At 63.3% G+C, this 16,000-nt stretch carries 18 protein-coding genes; 10 read left to right on the top strand and 8 right to left on the bottom strand.

The features are described from left to right. Positions 1-102 precede the first annotated feature (102 nt). A complete protein-coding gene (locus AAC023_RS04165; protein WP_339738429.1) occupies positions 103-579 on the bottom strand; it encodes a GNAT family N-acetyltransferase in 477 nt (158 codons plus the stop codon). Positions 580-585: 6 nt separating this feature from the next. Further along, positions 586-1,200, bottom strand: a complete 615-nt coding sequence (locus AAC023_RS04160) for a J domain-containing protein (RefSeq protein WP_339738427.1) — start codon at positions 1,198-1,200, stop codon at positions 586-588. 66 nt (positions 1,201-1,266) lie between these two features. On the opposite strand from AAC023_RS04160, the gene AAC023_RS04155 reads away from it, so the two are divergent. Together AAC023_RS04155 and AAC023_RS04150 are read left to right on the top strand one after the other, a co-directional pair. After that, positions 1,267-1,536, top strand: a complete 270-nt coding sequence (locus AAC023_RS04155; protein WP_339738425.1) for a BolA family protein — start codon at positions 1,267-1,269, stop codon at positions 1,534-1,536. A 78-nt stretch (positions 1,537-1,614) separates the two neighbouring features. Beyond that, positions 1,615-2,382 carry a DUF3313 family protein gene (locus tag AAC023_RS04150; RefSeq protein WP_339738423.1) on the top strand — a complete coding sequence of 256 codons (768 nt, stop codon included), beginning with the start codon at positions 1,615-1,617 and terminating at the stop codon, positions 2,380-2,382. Here the strand turns inward: AAC023_RS04150 and AAC023_RS04145 are convergent. Genes AAC023_RS04145 through AAC023_RS04135 form a run of 3 tightly spaced genes read right to left on the bottom strand, consistent with a single transcriptional unit; the run spans position 2,379 to position 5,376 of the window. Continuing rightward, complete coding sequence (locus AAC023_RS04145) at positions 2,379-3,650, bottom strand: HlyC/CorC family transporter (RefSeq protein WP_339738421.1); 1,272 nt, start codon at positions 3,648-3,650, stop codon at positions 2,379-2,381. The two genes, AAC023_RS04150 and AAC023_RS04145, sit on opposite strands and share 4 nt — an antisense overlap. Beyond that, a complete protein-coding gene (gene aroB, locus AAC023_RS04140) occupies positions 3,647-4,750 on the bottom strand; it encodes a 3-dehydroquinate synthase (RefSeq protein WP_339738419.1) in 1,104 nt (367 codons plus the stop codon). The genes AAC023_RS04145 and aroB overlap by 4 nt, the downstream gene beginning before the upstream one ends. Before the next feature lie 2 nt (positions 4,751-4,752). Further along, positions 4,753-5,376: a shikimate kinase gene (locus tag AAC023_RS04135; RefSeq protein ID WP_339738417.1), complete on the bottom strand. Its 624-nt coding sequence runs from the start codon at positions 5,374-5,376 to the stop codon at positions 4,753-4,755. A gap of 17 nt (positions 5,377-5,393) precedes the next feature. On the opposite strand from AAC023_RS04135, the gene AAC023_RS04130 reads away from it, so the two are divergent. From AAC023_RS04130 to AAC023_RS04115, 4 genes are all read left to right on the top strand, one after another. Beyond that, a complete protein-coding gene (locus AAC023_RS04130) occupies positions 5,394-5,534 on the top strand; it encodes a hypothetical protein (protein WP_339738415.1) in 141 nt (46 codons plus the stop codon). Further along, complete coding sequence (locus AAC023_RS04125) at positions 5,503-7,125, top strand: hypothetical protein (protein WP_339738413.1); 1,623 nt, start codon at positions 5,503-5,505, stop codon at positions 7,123-7,125. The genes AAC023_RS04130 and AAC023_RS04125 overlap by 32 nt, the downstream gene beginning before the upstream one ends. Next, a complete protein-coding gene (locus tag AAC023_RS04120) occupies positions 7,122-8,048 on the top strand; it encodes a site-specific tyrosine recombinase XerD (protein ID WP_339738411.1) in 927 nt (308 codons plus the stop codon). Before AAC023_RS04125 ends, AAC023_RS04120 begins: the two co-directional genes overlap by 4 nt. Positions 8,049-8,157: 109 nt before the next feature. Next, on the top strand, positions 8,158-9,141 hold the full coding sequence (locus AAC023_RS04115) for an acetyl-CoA carboxylase carboxyltransferase subunit alpha (protein WP_339738409.1): 984 nt from the start codon (positions 8,158-8,160) through the stop codon (positions 9,139-9,141). A 25-nt stretch (positions 9,142-9,166) separates the two neighbouring features. On the opposite strand, the gene AAC023_RS04110 is transcribed toward AAC023_RS04115, so the two are convergent. Further along, a complete protein-coding gene (locus AAC023_RS04110) occupies positions 9,167-9,661 on the bottom strand; it encodes a GNAT family N-acetyltransferase (RefSeq protein ID WP_339738407.1) in 495 nt (164 codons plus the stop codon). Continuing rightward, the gene (gene secA, locus AAC023_RS04105) at positions 9,624-12,497 is read right to left on the bottom strand and encodes a preprotein translocase subunit SecA (RefSeq protein WP_339738405.1); all 2,874 of its coding nucleotides are present in this window, start codon (positions 12,495-12,497) and stop codon (positions 9,624-9,626) included. Before secA ends, AAC023_RS04110 begins: the two co-directional genes overlap by 38 nt. A gap of 184 nt (positions 12,498-12,681) precedes the next feature. Between secA and AAC023_RS04100 the strand changes: the two genes are divergently transcribed. The 3 genes from AAC023_RS04100 to AAC023_RS04090 are packed head-to-tail and all read left to right on the top strand — an operon-like array spanning position 12,682 to position 14,278. After that, complete coding sequence (locus tag AAC023_RS04100) at positions 12,682-13,653, top strand: peptidylprolyl isomerase (protein ID WP_339738403.1); 972 nt, start codon at positions 12,682-12,684, stop codon at positions 13,651-13,653. Between the two features lie 50 nt (positions 13,654-13,703). After that, entirely contained in the window at positions 13,704-14,120 is a 417-nt protein-coding gene (gene mutT, locus AAC023_RS04095; RefSeq protein ID WP_339738401.1) for an 8-oxo-dGTP diphosphatase MutT, read from the top strand. Then, positions 14,120-14,278, top strand: coding sequence for a Flp family type IVb pilin (locus tag AAC023_RS04090; RefSeq protein ID WP_339738399.1), 159 nt, complete (start codon positions 14,120-14,122; stop codon positions 14,276-14,278). The genes mutT and AAC023_RS04090 overlap by 1 nt, the downstream gene beginning before the upstream one ends. Here the strand turns inward: AAC023_RS04090 and AAC023_RS04085 are convergent. Further along, positions 14,275-15,051 (bottom strand): methyltransferase domain-containing protein, encoded by a 777-nt coding sequence (locus AAC023_RS04085; RefSeq protein ID WP_339738397.1) that lies wholly within the window; start codon positions 15,049-15,051, stop codon positions 14,275-14,277. The genes AAC023_RS04090 and AAC023_RS04085 overlap by 4 nt on opposite strands. 185 nt (positions 15,052-15,236) lie before the next feature. On the opposite strand from AAC023_RS04085, the gene AAC023_RS04080 reads away from it, so the two are divergent. Further along, positions 15,237-15,983: a ComF family protein gene (locus tag AAC023_RS04080; RefSeq protein WP_339738395.1), complete on the top strand. Its 747-nt coding sequence runs from the start codon at positions 15,237-15,239 to the stop codon at positions 15,981-15,983. Positions 15,984-16,000: the final 17 nt, after the last annotated feature.

Below are 16,000 nucleotides of genomic sequence, written 5' to 3'. Positions count from 1 at the left end.
TCTGGATGAATTTGCAGGCCGAGTTCGATCTGCGTCAGGCGCGCGCCACCAGCTGGCCAGCGATTGCGCCGCGGATTGTGCCGCACAGGGCGGCCTGAGCCGCTATGCTCTTCGCCACTCCAGAAAGAAATGGTTCTCATTCTCGCCGATCTCATTGAAGCCCTCGCGCCGATAGAGCGATCCGACCGGGTTCCATTTGAGATATTCCAACCGCACCGGGCGCGCCTCGGCTGCGGCCAGCGTCAGGCAATGGCGCAGAATGCGGGTGCCGCGACCCTGCTTCTGAACCTCTGGCGCGAGGTAGAATTCGCCGATCCGGATCCAGCTTTCCTCGCGATAAAACGCAATCGTGCCAATCGGAGCGCCATCTTCTGTGATCCTGAAAAGCGGTAGCGCCGCGAAGCGTTGGCGGTGGAAGTCGCGCTGCCAGCTTTCATCCCAACCCCATTTTGAGGTGATGTAGGGGCGGATGGCCTGGCGCTTCACCTCGAAGGAGAAGTCGAAATCGTCTTGGGAATCGCGAAGACGGGAAAAGCGGGTCGCTGGCGGCAGATCGGGAATTGTGAGGTCACAATCCATTTCCAATCACGCCATCCCCACACCCTTGAGGATCTGATACGACGCGATTACGCGGCCGAGCTGTTCCTCGCTCGAGCGGTCGCCGCCATTGGCGTCCGGGTGGAAGCGTTTGACCAGTTCGGCATAGCGGCGGCGCACGGTCGAGGGGTCGACATCGGGTTTGAGGCCCATTGTCTCCAGCGCCTTGGATTGCAGACGGCCCATGGTCTTTTCGCGCGGACCGTCCTCGTGCGTTTTCTTGTTGTCACCGAACGTGCCCATCGGGTCGGAGAAGCCGTCGGCGAAATCGCGGCTGGCGCGCTGGGCCTTGTGGCGCGAGCTGGTCGAATTGCGCCAGCCCCAGGTCGGACGATGGCCATAGGCCGAGGATTCGCGATAGGCCTGCGCCGCGCCCTCGCTCATGCCCTCGAAGAAATTCCACGATTTATTGTATTCCGAGGCATGGCTCTGGCAGAACCAGTAGAAATCGCTCAGCTGGTCATTTGATTTCGGGGCGCGGCTATTGCCATGGCTGCGGCAACCGGGCCATTCACACACGCGTTCCTCGGCCGAAGGTTTGTCCTTGGGCGGCTTGATGCGGATGTCTTTGAACCGCGGTGTATATTCGAAGGCGTCTGTCATAGCGTCCAAGTATGGTCATGCGCAGGTAAAGCGGCAATGAAACGAGTGTCAAAAAAGGTGAAATTAATGATGACCGTGAGAGATGAGATCGAAACGCGTCTGCGGGAGGCACTGGTTCCCGTGACCCTGAATGTCAGTGATGACAGCCATTTGCACGCCGGACACGCAGGTGCCCGCGAAGGCGGGCAGAGCCATTTCAGCGTTGATATCGTCTCCAGCCGCTTCGAGGGGCTGGGGCGCGTGGCCCGCCACCGGCTGGTGAATGAGACGCTGGCCGAGCAGCTCAAGGGCCCGATTCATGCGCTGGCGATCAAGGCGCGGGCGCCCGGCGAATAACCGGTCGCGCGCGCCGGTGGTCCAATCAGGCACAGCGGTCGTACTCTATCAAAACCCCTGTGGATTTCCGGAGTCGACATGCCCAAGTTCAATCTTTCACTTTGCCTGGTGCCTGTCCTCGCGCTCCTCGCCACAGGCTGCGCCGCCAATGGGCTGCAACAAGCCGATACGCTGAGCGACTACCGCAATCTGCAGAGCGGCGAGCGACGCCTGCTGCAAGTGCGCGAATGGGTGGATCCGCAAGCCCTGCAGGCCGTGGATGCCATCTATATTCCCCAGGCTGGTATCGTGCCGGGTGTGGTGGAGAATAGCGGAGTCGATCCGGCCCGTTTCAATCGCATTGTCGGCAAGCTGAACCAGACCATGTGCCGCCGGCTGGCGCGCGGGGGCTTTGAAATCACGGCCGATCCAGCGCTGGCGAGCCATCAGCTGCGGATGAATATCACCGGGTTTGAAACCACCAATCTGGTCAGCGCCGGGGCGTCGCGCGTGATCGGTTTCGCGATCCCGGGGCCGATCAGCCCGCGTATCCCCTTCGGCATTGGCGCCCTGGCGGTTGAGGGCGAAATGCTCGATTCATCCAATGCCCAGATCGCAGCCCTGACCTGGTCATCGCGCAACCACTTGGTATCGAGCGGTGGCTTTTCCGAAATCGGCGATGGCTACCGGCTCGCCCAGGTCTTCGCTGACAGTTTTGGCGATCTCATCGTCGAGGCCCGCGATTCCGTTGAGGGCGCCCGTGAAGAGACGGCGCGTGGCGTCTGCACGGACATGTTTGACGCGGCGACCGGCGAAGGGGCTGGCGATATCGCTCAGCTGCCGGGCGAAACGGCCGCCAATCCCTAGTCCGGGCTGGCGCTGACGCGCAATTGCGTGATCTGGTTGCGGCGGCGCTCGATGACTTCGAATCGGACACCGTGGAAGTGAAAGACCTGACCGCGTTCGGGAATCGTGCGGGCCTCGTGAATCACCAGGCCAGCGACCGTGACGGCCTCCTCATCGGGCAAATGCCAGTCGAGCGCGCGGTTGAGGTCGCGGATCGGCACAACACCATCGACCAGCCAGATGCCGTCAGCCTCCGGCCGGATACCCTCGACGGCAATGTCATGCTCGTCCTCGATCGCGCCGACGATCTCCTCGAGAATATCCTCCAGCGTCACCAGACCCATCAGCGCGCCGTATTCATCGACCACGAGGGCGAAATGCTCCCGCTTCTCGCGGAAGGCATTGAGCTGGTCGAGCACTTCGGTGGTTTCCGGCACGAACCAGGGTTCGCGCACAATGGCCCGGATATCGATCGTGGAGGGGTCGCCATCATTATCGTGCATGGCGCGCGCCAGATCGCGCGCATGCAGCACGCCAATGATATTGTCCGGCTCGCCCTGATAAAGCGGCAGACGGGTATGGGGGCTGTGCAGCGCTTCCTGGGCGATCTCGGCGGCGGGGCGTTCGACATCGATCATATGGATGGATTTGCGGTGCACCATGATGTCGTCAACGGTCAGCTCACGCAGGTCGAGCACACCGCCGAGCATGTCGCGGTCATTCTTCACCACGCCGCCATCCTCGTGATGCAGCGCGATCGTGCCGCGCAATTCGTCATGGGCCGAGAGAACCGGACCTTCGACCCGGGCACCGAGCAGGCGCAGGACGCCGCGCACGATGGCCTGTACTGCGCCGACGATCGGCGCGAACACGCGCACAATGACCAGCACGGGGCGGGATACGAATAGCGCGAAGCGCTCCGGATTGGACAGGGCATAGGTCTTCGGCATCACCTCGGCGAAAACCAGCACCAGCGCGGTCATCACCGCGGTGGCGATCCAGACACTGTGTTCGCCGCCGAGCATGCGGGCGAACAGCTGTCCGGTGAGCATCGAAGCGGCGATATTGACCAGATTATTGCCGAGCAGCAGCGATCCAAGCAGGCCTTCGCCGTCGCTGATCAGCAAATTGACCCGCGCGGCGTCAGGATTTTTGTCGCGCTCAAGCTGAAGGATGCGCGCCCGCGAGGTCGCGGTCAGCGAGGTTTCCGAACCGGAGAAAAAGGCCGACAGCATAAGCAGGCCAATAATCATCAGGGCGGGGCCAATCAGGCTCCAGTCGAGGCTCATGAGAGCGAAGTCTCCAAAAATGCGACAAGGTGTGCCGCGTCAATCCTAGGGTCTATCCACGCTTTGCCAATACCGCGGGCGAGAATCAAGGTGATTTCCCCGGCCTGGTTTTTCTTGTCATCACGCATGCGGGCTGCAAGGCGGCTGGCATCCCAGTCCTTGTGCGCCAGCGATGCGGCACTCCAGGGCAGGCCGACCCTGCGCAAATGCGTCTCGACCCGGTCCGCATCGCTGGCAGGGCATTCGCCGCGAGCGACCGAATAACGGAAGGCCAGCGCAATTCCTGCCGCGACCGCTTCGCCATGGCGGATCGCATCGCGCGGGGCCTCCGCCTCGAAGGCATGGGCGAAGGTATGGCCCAGATTGAGCAAGGCACGGCGGCCATGTTCCAGCTCGTCCTCGGCGACGATGCGTGCCTTGAAGGCAATGGCATCGGCAATCGCCCGGGCCAGGGGCGCGCCGTGCAGGACAGCGGCACCGGCCGCGTCGAGGCGGTCAAACATAGCTGCATCGCCGATCAGCGCCGCCTTGACGATTTCCGCATAGCCGGCGCGGCGTTCACGTTCGGGCAGGGTGGTGATGAAGGCCGTGTCGGCGATGACCAGGCGCGGCTGGTGGAAGGCGCCGGCGAAATTCTTGCCCTGGCGTGTGTTGATCCCGGTCTTGCCACCGACCGAGCTATCGACCTGGGCCAGCAATGTGGTCGGGATTTGCACGAAGTCGACGCCGCGCTTGGTGATGGCTGCGGCAAAGCCGGTCAAATCGCCAATCACTCCGCCGCCGAGGGCGATCACCGCTTCGGAGCGTTCGATATTGCGCTCCAGCAGGGCATCGACCAGTTGTTCAACGCCAGCAAAGCTCTTGGACGCCTCACCCGGCTCCATCACGATCGGGTCACAGGCGATGCCGGCCTTTGCCAATACAGCTGAGACGCGTTCCAGATGCAGCGGTGCAATATGGCTGTCGGTTACCAGAATGGCGCGGCGGCGCGGAAACAGGTCGGGCAGGCGCGCGGCCGCGGCTTCAAGCGCGCCTTCGCCAATCAGCACGTCATAGCCGCGCCTCCCGAGACCGACCGGCACTGTCAGAATTGAACTCACGCTTACGTCTCCCGGGCCATCAGAGCGGCGATAATTGCGTCCGCCGTTGCCTGGTGGGTTCCGGCTGACGCGTCGATATGGATATCGGCCTCTGCGTAGGCAGGCTGACGCGTTTCAAGCAAACGCTCAAGGATTTCCATCGGATCTCCATCCCGGAGAAGCGGTCGGGTGTCACGGCGCGCAACGCGCATTGCAAGTGTCCCGACATCGGCCTGCAGCCAGATCGAGATGGCTTTCTGTGCGATCAGGGCCCGCGTTTCAGGGTCGACAAAGGCGCCGCCGCCCAGCGCCAGCACCATGGGAGGTTCGTCGAGCAGGCGCGTGATCACACGACGCTCGCCATCACGGAAGGCGGCTTCACCGAAATCCTCGAATATTTCGCTGACCGTGCGGCCGGCCGCGGCCTCGATTTCATGGTCGGCATCGGCGAATGGACGGTTCATCGCCGCCGCCAGACGGCGTCCGACGGTGGTCTTGCCGGCGCCCATCAGGCCGATCAGAACGATTGTGCGGTCACGTAACGCAGTGCGGGTCATTCCATCGGTATAAAGCGTCTGGAAATCGCCGCAATCGGGGTTACCCTTGTCGCGCGGGTGTTTGCCATTCTGGTGGCGCGCCAATTGCACATGAGGAAGGTGAATTCATGCGGGGTTTTCTGGTCGGTCTGGTGGTTGTCGCCGGCGTTTTTGCGGCGGGCTTCGGCGCGCTGATTGTTATCGCGAACGGTCTCGAGCCGTCGCAGGAGGAAGTACGTGTCGAGCTGGACGATAATTTTCCGCGCTAGCGGCCTGGCCCTGATATTGGGCGGCACCGCCCTCGCACAGGGCCCGATCGAGGTTCAAAGTCTCGACGCGCTCGACCCGCTGGAAGTGGGTCTGCCCGGCGCTGCGCTGGGTATTTCGCTGTGGGATGGCAGCGATGCCGATATGGCCAGCCGGGTGCTGAACCGGCTGCCGGAGGCGAGCCGTGCCGGCTATGCCTCACCGGCTCTGGCTGAGCTGGCGCGTTCCGTATTGAGCTCAGGTGGCTATCCGCCGGCGGGCGGGCGTGGTGACCCGGCCCTGCCAGCGCTTCGTGCCGACCGTCTGTTGGCGGCAGGGGGCGTCTTTGAAGCCTATGACTTGCTCGAACGCACGCCCAATCTGAACCAGAATGAAGCGCTCTCGCGCCTGCACGCGGAAATGGCCTTTGCGACCGGCAATACCCGCAGCGCCTGCCACTCGGCCGATGCGCTGCTGCGCGGGCGTGAACAGGCCTACTGGCTGCGCGCGCGTGCTGTCTGTCTCGCGCTTGACGATCAAGACAGCGCGGCTGAACTGACCGCCGAGCTGGCCCGCAATATCAGTGCTGATGCCGGTTATGACGAGATGCTGTTCGCCCTGACGCTGGACGGCAATCCACCGCCAACCCTGCCGCCTGTTGATTCCGGCCTGAAACTCGCCATGGCCTTCCAGCTCGACAGCGAAACCGACCTGGATGCGCTCGATGTCAGTGGGGCGCCGGGTTGGCTGCAACGTTTCGTGCATGGCCGGGCAGCACCGGCTCCGGTCCCGGCCACCGAACCGGCTGCGGCGCTGGCAGGCGCTCTGGCGCAATCGGGCCCGGAGCGGACCCGCGCCCTGGAAACCGTGCTCATACAGGGCGTTGACCGTTCCATTGCGGCCGGTGCGTTGTCGGGATTGCTCGACGATGCTGCCAGCGCCAACCGTTTTGCCGTGGCAGCGCGGCGCTACGGCCGTGAAGTTCACACCATTCCGGTCACTCGCGAAACGCTCGCCGATGGCTATCGCTTTGCCCTGGCGGCGCTGATGAGCGGCGATCTGAACACCGCCTCGCAATGGCGTGATGCCCTGATGGATGGGCCGCCCCGGCCACTGCCGACCGTGGTTTACGACGAAACCGGCAAGCCACTCGAATCGTTCGACACCGCCATGACGAGCGAGGTCCCGCCGGCCTGGGTGCCGCCATCGCCGCGCCGCATGGTCAATCTCGATCTGGCGATTGCCATCGCCCGCGACCGGCTTGCCGGCGATCAGGCGGCAGCATTGCTGGGCGCGCATTTCGAGGCCTATGGCCCGGCGGCGCTGGCTGACATGCTGGCATTGAACCGGCTTGGTGCTGACGAGGTCGCGGGATTGCGCCCGGGATTGCTGTCATTGGCTCCCGTAAGTCTTGGACCGGAAGTGCTGGCGATGGAAGCGGCGGCCCGGTCGGGTGCCAGTGCCGAAGCGGCCCTGCTGGCGATTGCCGTTCTGGCAAGCCCGCAGCTCAATGCCGAGACGCTCAGCCGTTCGGCTATTGTGCTCGATCAGCTCGGGCTGCGCCGGGCTGCGCTTGACCTGCTGCTGGAACGGCTGGTCGCGAGGGCGGTGTGAGCACGGGGCCGGAGATCGACCTCTTCCTCGACATGATGGCCGCCGAGCGCGGCGCCGCACGCAATACGCTCGACGCCTATGCACGGGACCTGACCGATGTTTCGGCCAGGCTGGGCGCGCGCGGCGTCACGCTGGCACAGGCGGGTACAACCGATCTGGAGCAGGTCCTCGCCGGGATCGAATCCGATGGCCTGTCGGCGGCGACGGCGGCAAGGCGGCTGTCGGCGATGAAGCGATTCTATCGCTTCCTGCTCTCGGAAGGCCGGCGCAGTGACGATCCCTGCACGCCGTTGCGCGGTCCGAAACAGGGGCGAAGCCTGCCGAAAATCCTCAGCGAAGCGGATGTCGACGCCCTGTTTGCTGCCGTCGCTGACCTGCCAGGCGCTTCGGGCCTGCGCACCCGGGCGCTGCTGGAAATTCTCTATGCCGGCGGATTGCGGGTGACCGAACTGGTCTCCCTGCCGCTCAGCGCCTTCATCCCGACCGAACGCTGCATCTTTGTCACGGGCAAGGGCGGGCGCGAACGCCTGGTGCCGCTGACCGCCTCGGCGCTCGACGCCATGGCCGCCTATCGCGATGCACGGGCTGCACATTTGCCGCCGGTCAAATCCGGGAAGCAGAAAGCGCAGCGCTTCCTCTTCCCCTCGCGCAGCGCCAAATCGGGCCATCTGACCCGCGAGCGCTTCGCCCAGATCCTGCAGGAGGTCGCGCTGGTGGCGGGCCTCGACCCGGCGCGGGTGTCGCCGCACGTGCTGCGCCATGCCTTCGCGACGCATTTGCTGGCGCGCGGCGCCGATCTGCGCTCGGTCCAGCTCTTGCTTGGCCATGCCGATGTCTCGACGACGCAGATCTATACCCATGTGCTCGATGAGCGCCTCAAATCGCTGGTCGAGACCGCGCATCCGCTGGCCCGCAAGACCTGAAGCCGATCATCATGCACGCCTGTTCGCTGACAGTATTGCGGACTTGTGACGCCCGGCGCGGCTGGTTAGGTTCAGACCCTCCTTAAACGTCCACAGGCGTTACACCGGCATGTCCGATCCTACGCGTACCTATCTCGATTTCGAACGGCCGCTGGCCGAGCTGGAAGCCAAGATCGAAGAGCTTGAAACCCTCTCCGGCACGGGCGGCGGCGATGCGCCAGATATGGCCGAAGAGACAGCGAAATTGCGTCAGAAGGCGTCCGAACAGCTCGCGACCCTCTATGGCAAGCTCGACCCCTGGCGCAAGACCCAGGTCGCGCGTCACCCCGAGCGCCCGCATTTCCGCGATTACCGCAAGGCGCTGATCGAGGATTTCGAGGAATTGTGCGGTGATCGCCGATTCTCCGAGGATCCGGCCATTGTGGGTGGTCTTGGGCGTTTCCGGGGCCGCTCCGTGGTCGTGATCGGCCATGAGAAAGGCCATGATACCGAAAGCCGCCTGCATCATAATTTTGGCATGGCGCGGCCTGAAGGCTATCGCAAGGCGATCCGGATCATGGATCTGGCCGAGAAATTCAATCTGCCCGTCCTGACCTTTGTCGACACCGCCGGTGCCTATCCCGGTCTTGGCGCTGAAGAACGCGGCCAGGCCGAAGCGATTGCGCGCTCGACCGAGCGCTGCCTGACACTGGGCACGCCGCTGATCTCGGTCATCACCGGTGAAGGCGGCTCCGGCGGCGCGGTTGCTCTGGCCAGCGCCAATGTGGTGATGATGCTAGAGCACTCGATCTATTCGGTGATCTCGCCGGAAGGCTGTGCCTCGATCCTGTGGAAGGATCAGGCCAAGGCCAAGGATGCCGCCGTCGCGATGAAAGTCACGGCACCGGATCTGCTCGGCTTCAAGATTATTGACGAGATCATCCCCGAGCCGATCGGTGGGGCGCATCGCCACCCGGTGGAGACCATGCGCTCGGTCGGCAATGCCATCGAGGCCCATCTGGCCAAGCTGGATGGTCTGTCGGACAAGGAATTGCGTCAGAAACGCCGTGAGCGCTTCCTGGCCATCGGCCGCGCCGGCGGCGGCGCCTTCTAGGCCGGGCTGCGGCGAATTCGAAGATTCATCTCAGCACCACCTCAAGCCAGGGCAATTCCCGCCCCGGGAACACTTCCGAGCTGCGCATTTCGACGCGCCGGGCGCCCATGTGCAGATAGGCAGGTTCGGCGTAAGGGTCTGACAGGATCGTCATCACCGGCAAGCCCAGCGCCTTCAATTGCGCCTTGGCGTGCTCGAACAGCAGGCGACCGGCCCCGCGCCCGATTGCTTCGGGATCGATGAACAGAAGATCGAGTGAGCCGCCATGGCCCTCGGGGTCAATCTGGCAGACGCCGAGCGGGGTACCGTCAACGGCCTCCGCGACGGTGGCATGGCCCGAGCTGATCGCGTCATCAGTGACTTTGAGATAGGGTTCGACCGCAGCCATAAAGGCGGCATCATAGCCCCAATGGGCCTTGGAGCGCAGGCATAGCGCCGACAGCGCCTGCGCCTCGCCCGGGCGGGCAGGGCGCAGGCGGATATCAGGCTTCCCTGGTGTCGCGATTGCCAATGGCGCCATGGCATTGCTTGTATTTCTTGCCGGAACCGCAAGGGCAGGCCGCATTGCGTGCCACGCGGCCCCAGGTCTCCGGCTTGGTCGGATCGGCCGGTTCGGACGTCCGGCGCTGGGTCGGCGCGACGCGCGATGCGACGGGGCCGGATTCGGGGCCCGCCATTTCATTGCGACCCGTGCGTGGATCGATATGCGTCGCGGTGAGATCCTGTGGCACTTGTGGCTGCGCCGGTGCCCGCTCAAAGCGGATCAGCATCAGCTGCTTCGTCACCTCAACGCGCAGGCTGTCCATCATCTTCTCGAACAGCGCGAAGGCTTCGGTCTTGAACTCGTTGAGCGGATCGCGCTGGGCATAGCTGCGCAAGCCGATCATCGAACGCATGGCGTCGAGATTTTGCAGATGCTCGCGCCAATTCTGGTCAATGGCCTGCAGCAGGAAGGATTTCTCGATCCGGCGCATCAGGTCGGGACCGCCATTGGCAGCTTTCTCGGCATAGGCCCGGTCGGCGGCTTCGGTGACGCGTTCGAGGATTTCCTCGTCGGCAATGCCCTCTTCCTTGGCCCAGTCGGTGACGGGTAGATCAAGCCCGAATATTTCGCGCAATTCGGTGTCCAGGCCTTCGACATCCCACTGGTCGGCATAGACTTTTGGCGGGATGTGCTGGACGACGAGGTCCTCGGCGGTCTGGTGGCGCATGTCCTTGACGACATCTGCGACATCGGTCGAGGTCATGAAATCAATGCGCTGCTCGAAGACGGCCTTGCGCTGATCATTCATGACGTCATCATATTTGAGGACGTTTTTGCGGATGTCGAAATTGCGCTGCTCGACCTTTCTCTGCGAGGTCTCCAGCGCCTTGGACATCCAGGGGTGAGTGATCGCTTCGCCCTCTTTCAGGCCAAGTGTTTTCATGATGCCGTCCAGGCGTTCCGGCGCGAAAATGCGCAGCAGGTCATCCTGGACGGAAATGTAGAATTTCGACCGGCCCGGATCGCCCTGGCGGCCGGTACGGCCCCGCAGCTGGTTATCGATACGGCGGCTCTCATGGCGCTCGGTGCCAAGAACATACAGACCGCCCGCAGCGAGCGCGATGTCTCGCTTGGCGGCGATATCGGCCGCGATCACGGTTTTCTGGGCCGCGATGGCGGCCTCATCGGGCTCGACGCCTTTTTCAGCCTGTTCGGCCTTCCATTGCATCATGCGCATGTCGGCATTGCCGCCAAGCTGAATGTCGGTCCCGCGGCCGGCCATATTGGTGGCGATCGTGATCGCCCCCGGCACACCGGCCTGGGCGACGATCAGGGCTTCCTGTTCGTGATAGCGCGCATTGAGCACATTATGCTCGAGCGGGATGAGCTTGAGCATCTCCTTGAGCGGGCGTGCATCAGGGCGGCCGGATTTCTTGAAGGCTTCGATCTCGGCATCATCCTTGGGGTAAAGATGTCCGAGCGTTTCGCGGAAAGTCTTCTTGTCGCTAAGCAATTTTGACAATTGCTCGGACTTCTCGATCGAGACCGTACCGACAAGCACGGGCTGGCCGCGCTCCTTGCAATCGACCAGATCATCGACGATCGCCGCGTATTTATCGATCATGGTCCGGAAGACTTCGTCTTCATTGTCGATCCGCGCGATCGGCCGGTTGGTCGGAATCTCGACCACTTCCAGCTCATAGATCGAGTGGAATTCGTCGGCCTCGGTTACAGCCGTACCGGTCATGCCGGCGAGCTTCTTGTAGAGGCGGAAATAATTCTGGAAGGTGACGGAGGCCAGCGTCTGGTTTTCCGGCTGGATCTTGGTGCCTTCCTTGGCCTCGATCGCCTGGTGCAGACCATCCGAGAGGCGGCGGCCCTGCATCATGCGGCCGGTGAACTCATCGATCAGGAGAACTTCCTCGTCCTTGACGATATAGTCCTTGTCGATGTGGAAGATCTTGTGGGCCTTCAGGGCCTGGTTGACGTGGTGGACGATTGACACATTCTCGATGTCGTACAGATCGCCTTCCTTGAGCAGGTCATTCTCACGCAGCAGGCGTTCGATCTCTTCATTGCCCTCTTCCGTCAGCAGGACAGAGCGTGCCTTTTCGTCGATCTCATACGTGTCATCGCCGAGCTGCGGGATCAGCGCGTCGATTGTCTTGTAGAATTCTGTACGGTCTTCGGTGCGGCCGGAAATAATAAGGGGCGTCCGGGCCTCATCGATCAGGATCGAATCGACTTCATCGACGAGGGCATAGGCATGGCCGCGCTGGACCATTTCCTCGATCGAGTATTTCATATTGTCGCGCAGATAATCGAAGCCAAGCTCGTTATTGGTCGCGTAGGTGATGTCGCAGGCATAAGCCTCGCGGCGTTCCTGGTCAGACTTGCCGTGGGAGATAACGCCGGTCGTCATGCCCAGTTGCGCGAAGACCTTGCCCATCCACTCGGAATCCCGCGTGGCGAGATAATCATTGACCGTCACGACGTGGACGCCGGTGCCGGGCAGGGCGTTCAGATAGCTTGGCAAGGTGGCGACGAGCGTCTTGCCCTCACCGGTCTTCATTTCGGCGATCGAGCTGTCATTGAGCACAATGCCGCCCATCAGCTGTACGTCATAGGGACGCAGACCCAGCGCCCGGTCCGCCGCTTCGCGAACAGCCGCGAAGGCTTCCGGCAGCAGATCGTTGAGCTTGGCGCCCTGTTCCAGACGGGCGCGGAATTCGGCAGTCTTGCCCCGGAGGGCATCGTCGGAGAGCGCCTTGTACTCGGCCTCCAAAGCATTGATTTGATCGACAACCGGCTTCATGCGGCGCAGTTTGCGGCTGGTTTCGGTTCCGAAGATCTTGCGGGCAAGTGAGAGCATGGGGTCTGGCTTTGCGAACAACGGTTGGGCTAGCAAGTGCGCAGGGGCCAGTTCAATGGACCGGCGCAGGCGCTGGCATTGCTTTGAAACGTCTGGCTGACTTAAGGATGGGGGCATTCAGTGTCAATCAAGCCGCGCGGCACAGTATGCGTCCGCATGGCCCGGCGAGGTGAAGTTGGTGTCGATGAAAAGTCTGTTTGCAGCAAGCTTGGCGCTTGTCGTGCTTGCCGGATGCGGCCCTGAGCCGCGTCGTACTGCCGCTGATTTCGGACCAGCCGGTTCTGCGCTGTCATTGGATGAGCGCGATCCGGTCATGGCGCGGGTCGACGGTACATTGATCCGCCGTTCCGATGTCGAGCGCGAGGCAGCCAGCCAGGCTGAGGGGAGTGAATCCGCTCCCGCGGCACCGGGCAGCGCCGCATTCCAGGCGATTCTCGACGAGTTGATCGATCAGCGTCTGCTGGCAATGGAAGCAAGGCGGCGCGGGCTCGACCAGTCGGAAGAAGCCTTGCGGCGACTGGCGCTCGCCGAAGAACGTATTCTGGGCAATGTCCTGGTGGAAACCGCCCTGGCCAGTGCGGTCAATGAAGAGACAATCGAGCGGATCTATCAGGAACAGGTGCAATTAATCCCGCTCGGTGAAGAAGTGCGGGCGCGTCATATCCTTGTCGATACCCGCGAAGAGGCCGAAGCGATCCGTGCGCTGGTGGATGCCGGCCAGGATTTTGCCGCGCTCGCCGTGCGTATGAGCCAGGACCAGGCGACGCGGATCCAGGGTGGTGATCTGGGCTATTTCACCCGCGAAGGCGTGCTGCCTGCCTTCGGGGCGGTGGCGTTCCGGACCGGAGAGGGCGAGACTTCGCAGCCATTCGAAACCGAATTTGGCTGGCATATCCTCCACGTCATTGACCGGCGGCGCGAGCCGCCGCCCTCGCTGGAAACCCTGCGGCCCAATATCGTGCGCTTCTATACCTTCGACCAGCTGGAGGGCCTGATTGACGGATTGCGGCGGCAGGCGGTCATTGAGCGGCCGCAATTGGCGCCGCCGGGCATCACGCTCGGTGCCGAGGGCGAGGGCGAAGGCGCCGCGGACGGCGGGCTCCTGCCTGAGGACGCCGGTGCCGAGGCGGATGATCCGGTCGCCGATCCCGGCTAAGACCTGCTTAACCGCCTTCCTGCACCTGCCCTTAACGGAGTTTGTTCATAATGGATGCTCGTGGCCCCAAACCGGTCCTTTATGTCGCTGCCTGTGCTTTGCTTGATGCGGATGGCCGTATCCTCATTGCCAGGCGCCCAGAGGGGAAGCCGATGGCGGGCCTTTGGGAATTCCCCGGCGGCAAGATCGAGCCGGGCGAGACACCGGAGCAGGCTGTGGTTCGCGAACTGCGTGAAGAGCTGAGTGTCGAACCGTGTGAACGGTGCCTGCACCCGTTCGCCTTCGTCTCTCACGCCTATCCGGACTTCCACATTGTGATGCCCTTCTTCCTGTGCCGGACCTGGGATGGTTTCCCCCAGCCCAATGAGGGCCAGGAACTCGCCTGGGTGCGCAAGGAAAAGCTGCGCGACTTCAAGATGCCGGCCGCCGACATGCCGCTGGCTGCCGAATTGAGGGATCGCCTGTGATGTCGATGCTGAAACGATTTATCCGCGATGAAAGCGGTGCGACGGCGATCGAGTACGGCATGATCGCGGCAGCGATGGCGACGGTGATCCTCGGTCTCTGGGCAACTTTTGGTCCGGCCGTGGCCCGGCTTTATGAGGATGTCGCCGGCGCGCTTTAGCGCCCGGCCTTTTCGCCCGCGGATTCCTCTGTCACACCCAGCGCATCGGCCAGTCTGACCGTCGCCGAGCCGGGTCGCTTGGCGACCGGCTGATCGGGATGCGGGGCCCAGCCTGCGGCGTGGACGATCTCGAATGTGGCGCGGATACGCCCGTCAGGGTCGGAGAAGCGCTCGGCATAGATTTCTGCCATCCGCACGAACAAGGCGCGTGTCGCCGGGGTGCGGGGTCGGTCGGTCAGAATACTGGTTTCGCCCATGCCACGCAGATCGGCCATCAGCGCGAAGGCATTGTCATAGCGCACCGTGACACGGTCGATATCGGCGACCGGCATGGTGAAGCCGGCGCGCTGCAACAGCGCCGCGATATCAAAAGTGCCGGCCAGTGGGGAGACGCGCGCATGGGCACCGCCACTCAGCTCGGCCTCGGCAGCCATCAGGGATTGGCGCAATTCGGTCAGGCTATTGCCGCCCAGCAGCGCGGCGGCCAGAAAACCATCCGGCTTCAGCGCCCGGCGCAATTGCACCAGCACGCCGGGCAGATCATTGGTCCAGTGCAGGCCAAGCGGTGCGAGGATCAGGTCGAGGCTGGCATCGGCGAAAGGCAGCCGCTCTTCATCCAACGCCAGGGCCGGGCCCTCGAGCCGGGCTGTGATCGCCGGTGCGAGATCGCTTTGTGCGACCCAGCCCGTCTTGCTGCCGGCATGGCGCTGACGAAATTCTGGTTGCAGACCGGGGCCGCCGCCGAGGATTACGCCATTGTCAAAATCGCGCATGACGCCCTCGACCCGGTCGCAAATATCGTCAAACGCCCGTTGCACGAGAAAATTGTATGATTGTATGCTGCCCGCCGCACGGTGGCGGTGCTGGCGCAGCAGGCCTCGATCGAACAAGAGCGGGGGCAGGTCGGGTGACATGCAGCCGATATGCCTTTTGCGGCGCGTCAAGGGAAGGGCCCGGTGTGAGCAAGCGCGTTCTGACAGCAATCGCCGATGCGATCTGGCCGCCGGTCTGTCCGGTGCGCAGTGTGCCGGTCGATGCCAGCGGCCGGCTGGATGCAAGTGCCTGGCACGGGCTGGATTTTCTCGCGGCGCCCTGGTGCGATTGCTGTGGCCTGCCCTTTCCCTACCCGTCGGGAACCGGCACCGATACCGGAATATTGTGCGCCACCTGCATGGCCCGTCCCCCCAAATTCGACCGCGCCCGGGCACCGCTCGCCTATGGCGACGTCTCGCGGCAATTGGTGCTGGGCTTCAAGAATGGCGGCCGGCGCGAGATGATCGACCAGTTCGGCCGCTGGATGGCCCAGGCCGGCGCATCCTGCCTGGAGGGGGCAGACTATATCCTGCCGGTTCCGTTGCACTGGCGCCGCCTGCTGGCGCGGCGCTATAATCAGTCGGCCTTGCTGGGGCAGGCCCTGTCGCGTCAGACCGGCGTGCCGATGCGGGCCGGCTGGCTGTTGCGGTCGCGGGCGACGCCGAGCCAGGCCGGCAAGAGCGTGTTGTCGCGAAGGCGCAATATGGCGGGCGCGTTCCGCATCGCCCCGGGGCACCGGCTTGACGGCAGCCATATTGTTCTGGTCGATGATGTCTTCACAACCGGGGCGACCGCTTCGGCCTGCGCGCGCCAATTGCGGCGTGCCGGAGCTGAAGTTGTGACTGTTGTGACGCTCTGCCGTGTTGTACGCGCCAGCGATCCCACTATGTAAGGCGTAAAGGAGTCCCC

This window comes from uncultured Maricaulis sp. (genome assembly GCF_963976135.1).
In the GTDB taxonomy this organism is placed as follows: Bacteria; Pseudomonadota; Alphaproteobacteria; order Caulobacterales; family Maricaulaceae; genus Maricaulis.
This window is presented reverse-complemented; position numbering and strand designations above follow the sequence as displayed.

What these genes read in the sequence shown, in the direction of transcription:
- AAC023_RS04100 (WP_339738403.1), top strand. Translation starts at nt 12,682, where the DNA reads ATGAAAAGTCTGTTTGCAGCAAGCTTGGCGCTTGTCGTGCTTGCCGGA.
- secA (WP_339738405.1), bottom strand. Translation starts at nt 12,497, where the DNA reads ATGCTCTCACTTGCCCGCAAGATCTTCGGAACCGAAACCAGCCGCAAA.
- AAC023_RS04160 (WP_339738427.1), bottom strand. Translation starts at nt 1,200, where the DNA reads ATGACAGACGCCTTCGAATATACACCGCGGTTCAAAGACATCCGCATC.
- AAC023_RS04110 (WP_339738407.1), bottom strand. Translation starts at nt 9,661, where the DNA reads ATGGCGCCATTGGCAATCGCGACACCAGGGAAGCCTGATATCCGCCTG.
- AAC023_RS04155 (WP_339738425.1), top strand. Translation starts at nt 1,267, where the DNA reads ATGATGACCGTGAGAGATGAGATCGAAACGCGTCTGCGGGAGGCACTG.
- mutT (WP_339738401.1), top strand. Translation starts at nt 13,704, where the DNA reads ATGGATGCTCGTGGCCCCAAACCGGTCCTTTATGTCGCTGCCTGTGCT.
- AAC023_RS04145 (WP_339738421.1), bottom strand. Translation starts at nt 3,650, where the DNA reads ATGAGCCTCGACTGGAGCCTGATTGGCCCCGCCCTGATGATTATTGGC.
- AAC023_RS04090 (WP_339738399.1), top strand. Translation starts at nt 14,120, where the DNA reads ATGTCGATGCTGAAACGATTTATCCGCGATGAAAGCGGTGCGACGGCG.
- AAC023_RS04085 (WP_339738397.1), bottom strand. Translation starts at nt 15,051, where the DNA reads ATGCGCGATTTTGACAATGGCGTAATCCTCGGCGGCGGCCCCGGTCTG.
- AAC023_RS04165 (WP_339738429.1), bottom strand. Translation starts at nt 579, where the DNA reads ATGGATTGTGACCTCACAATTCCCGATCTGCCGCCAGCGACCCGCTTT.
- AAC023_RS04150 (WP_339738423.1), top strand. Translation starts at nt 1,615, where the DNA reads ATGCCCAAGTTCAATCTTTCACTTTGCCTGGTGCCTGTCCTCGCGCTC.
- AAC023_RS04130 (WP_339738415.1), top strand. Translation starts at nt 5,394, where the DNA reads ATGCGGGGTTTTCTGGTCGGTCTGGTGGTTGTCGCCGGCGTTTTTGCG.
- AAC023_RS04115 (WP_339738409.1), top strand. Translation starts at nt 8,158, where the DNA reads ATGTCCGATCCTACGCGTACCTATCTCGATTTCGAACGGCCGCTGGCC.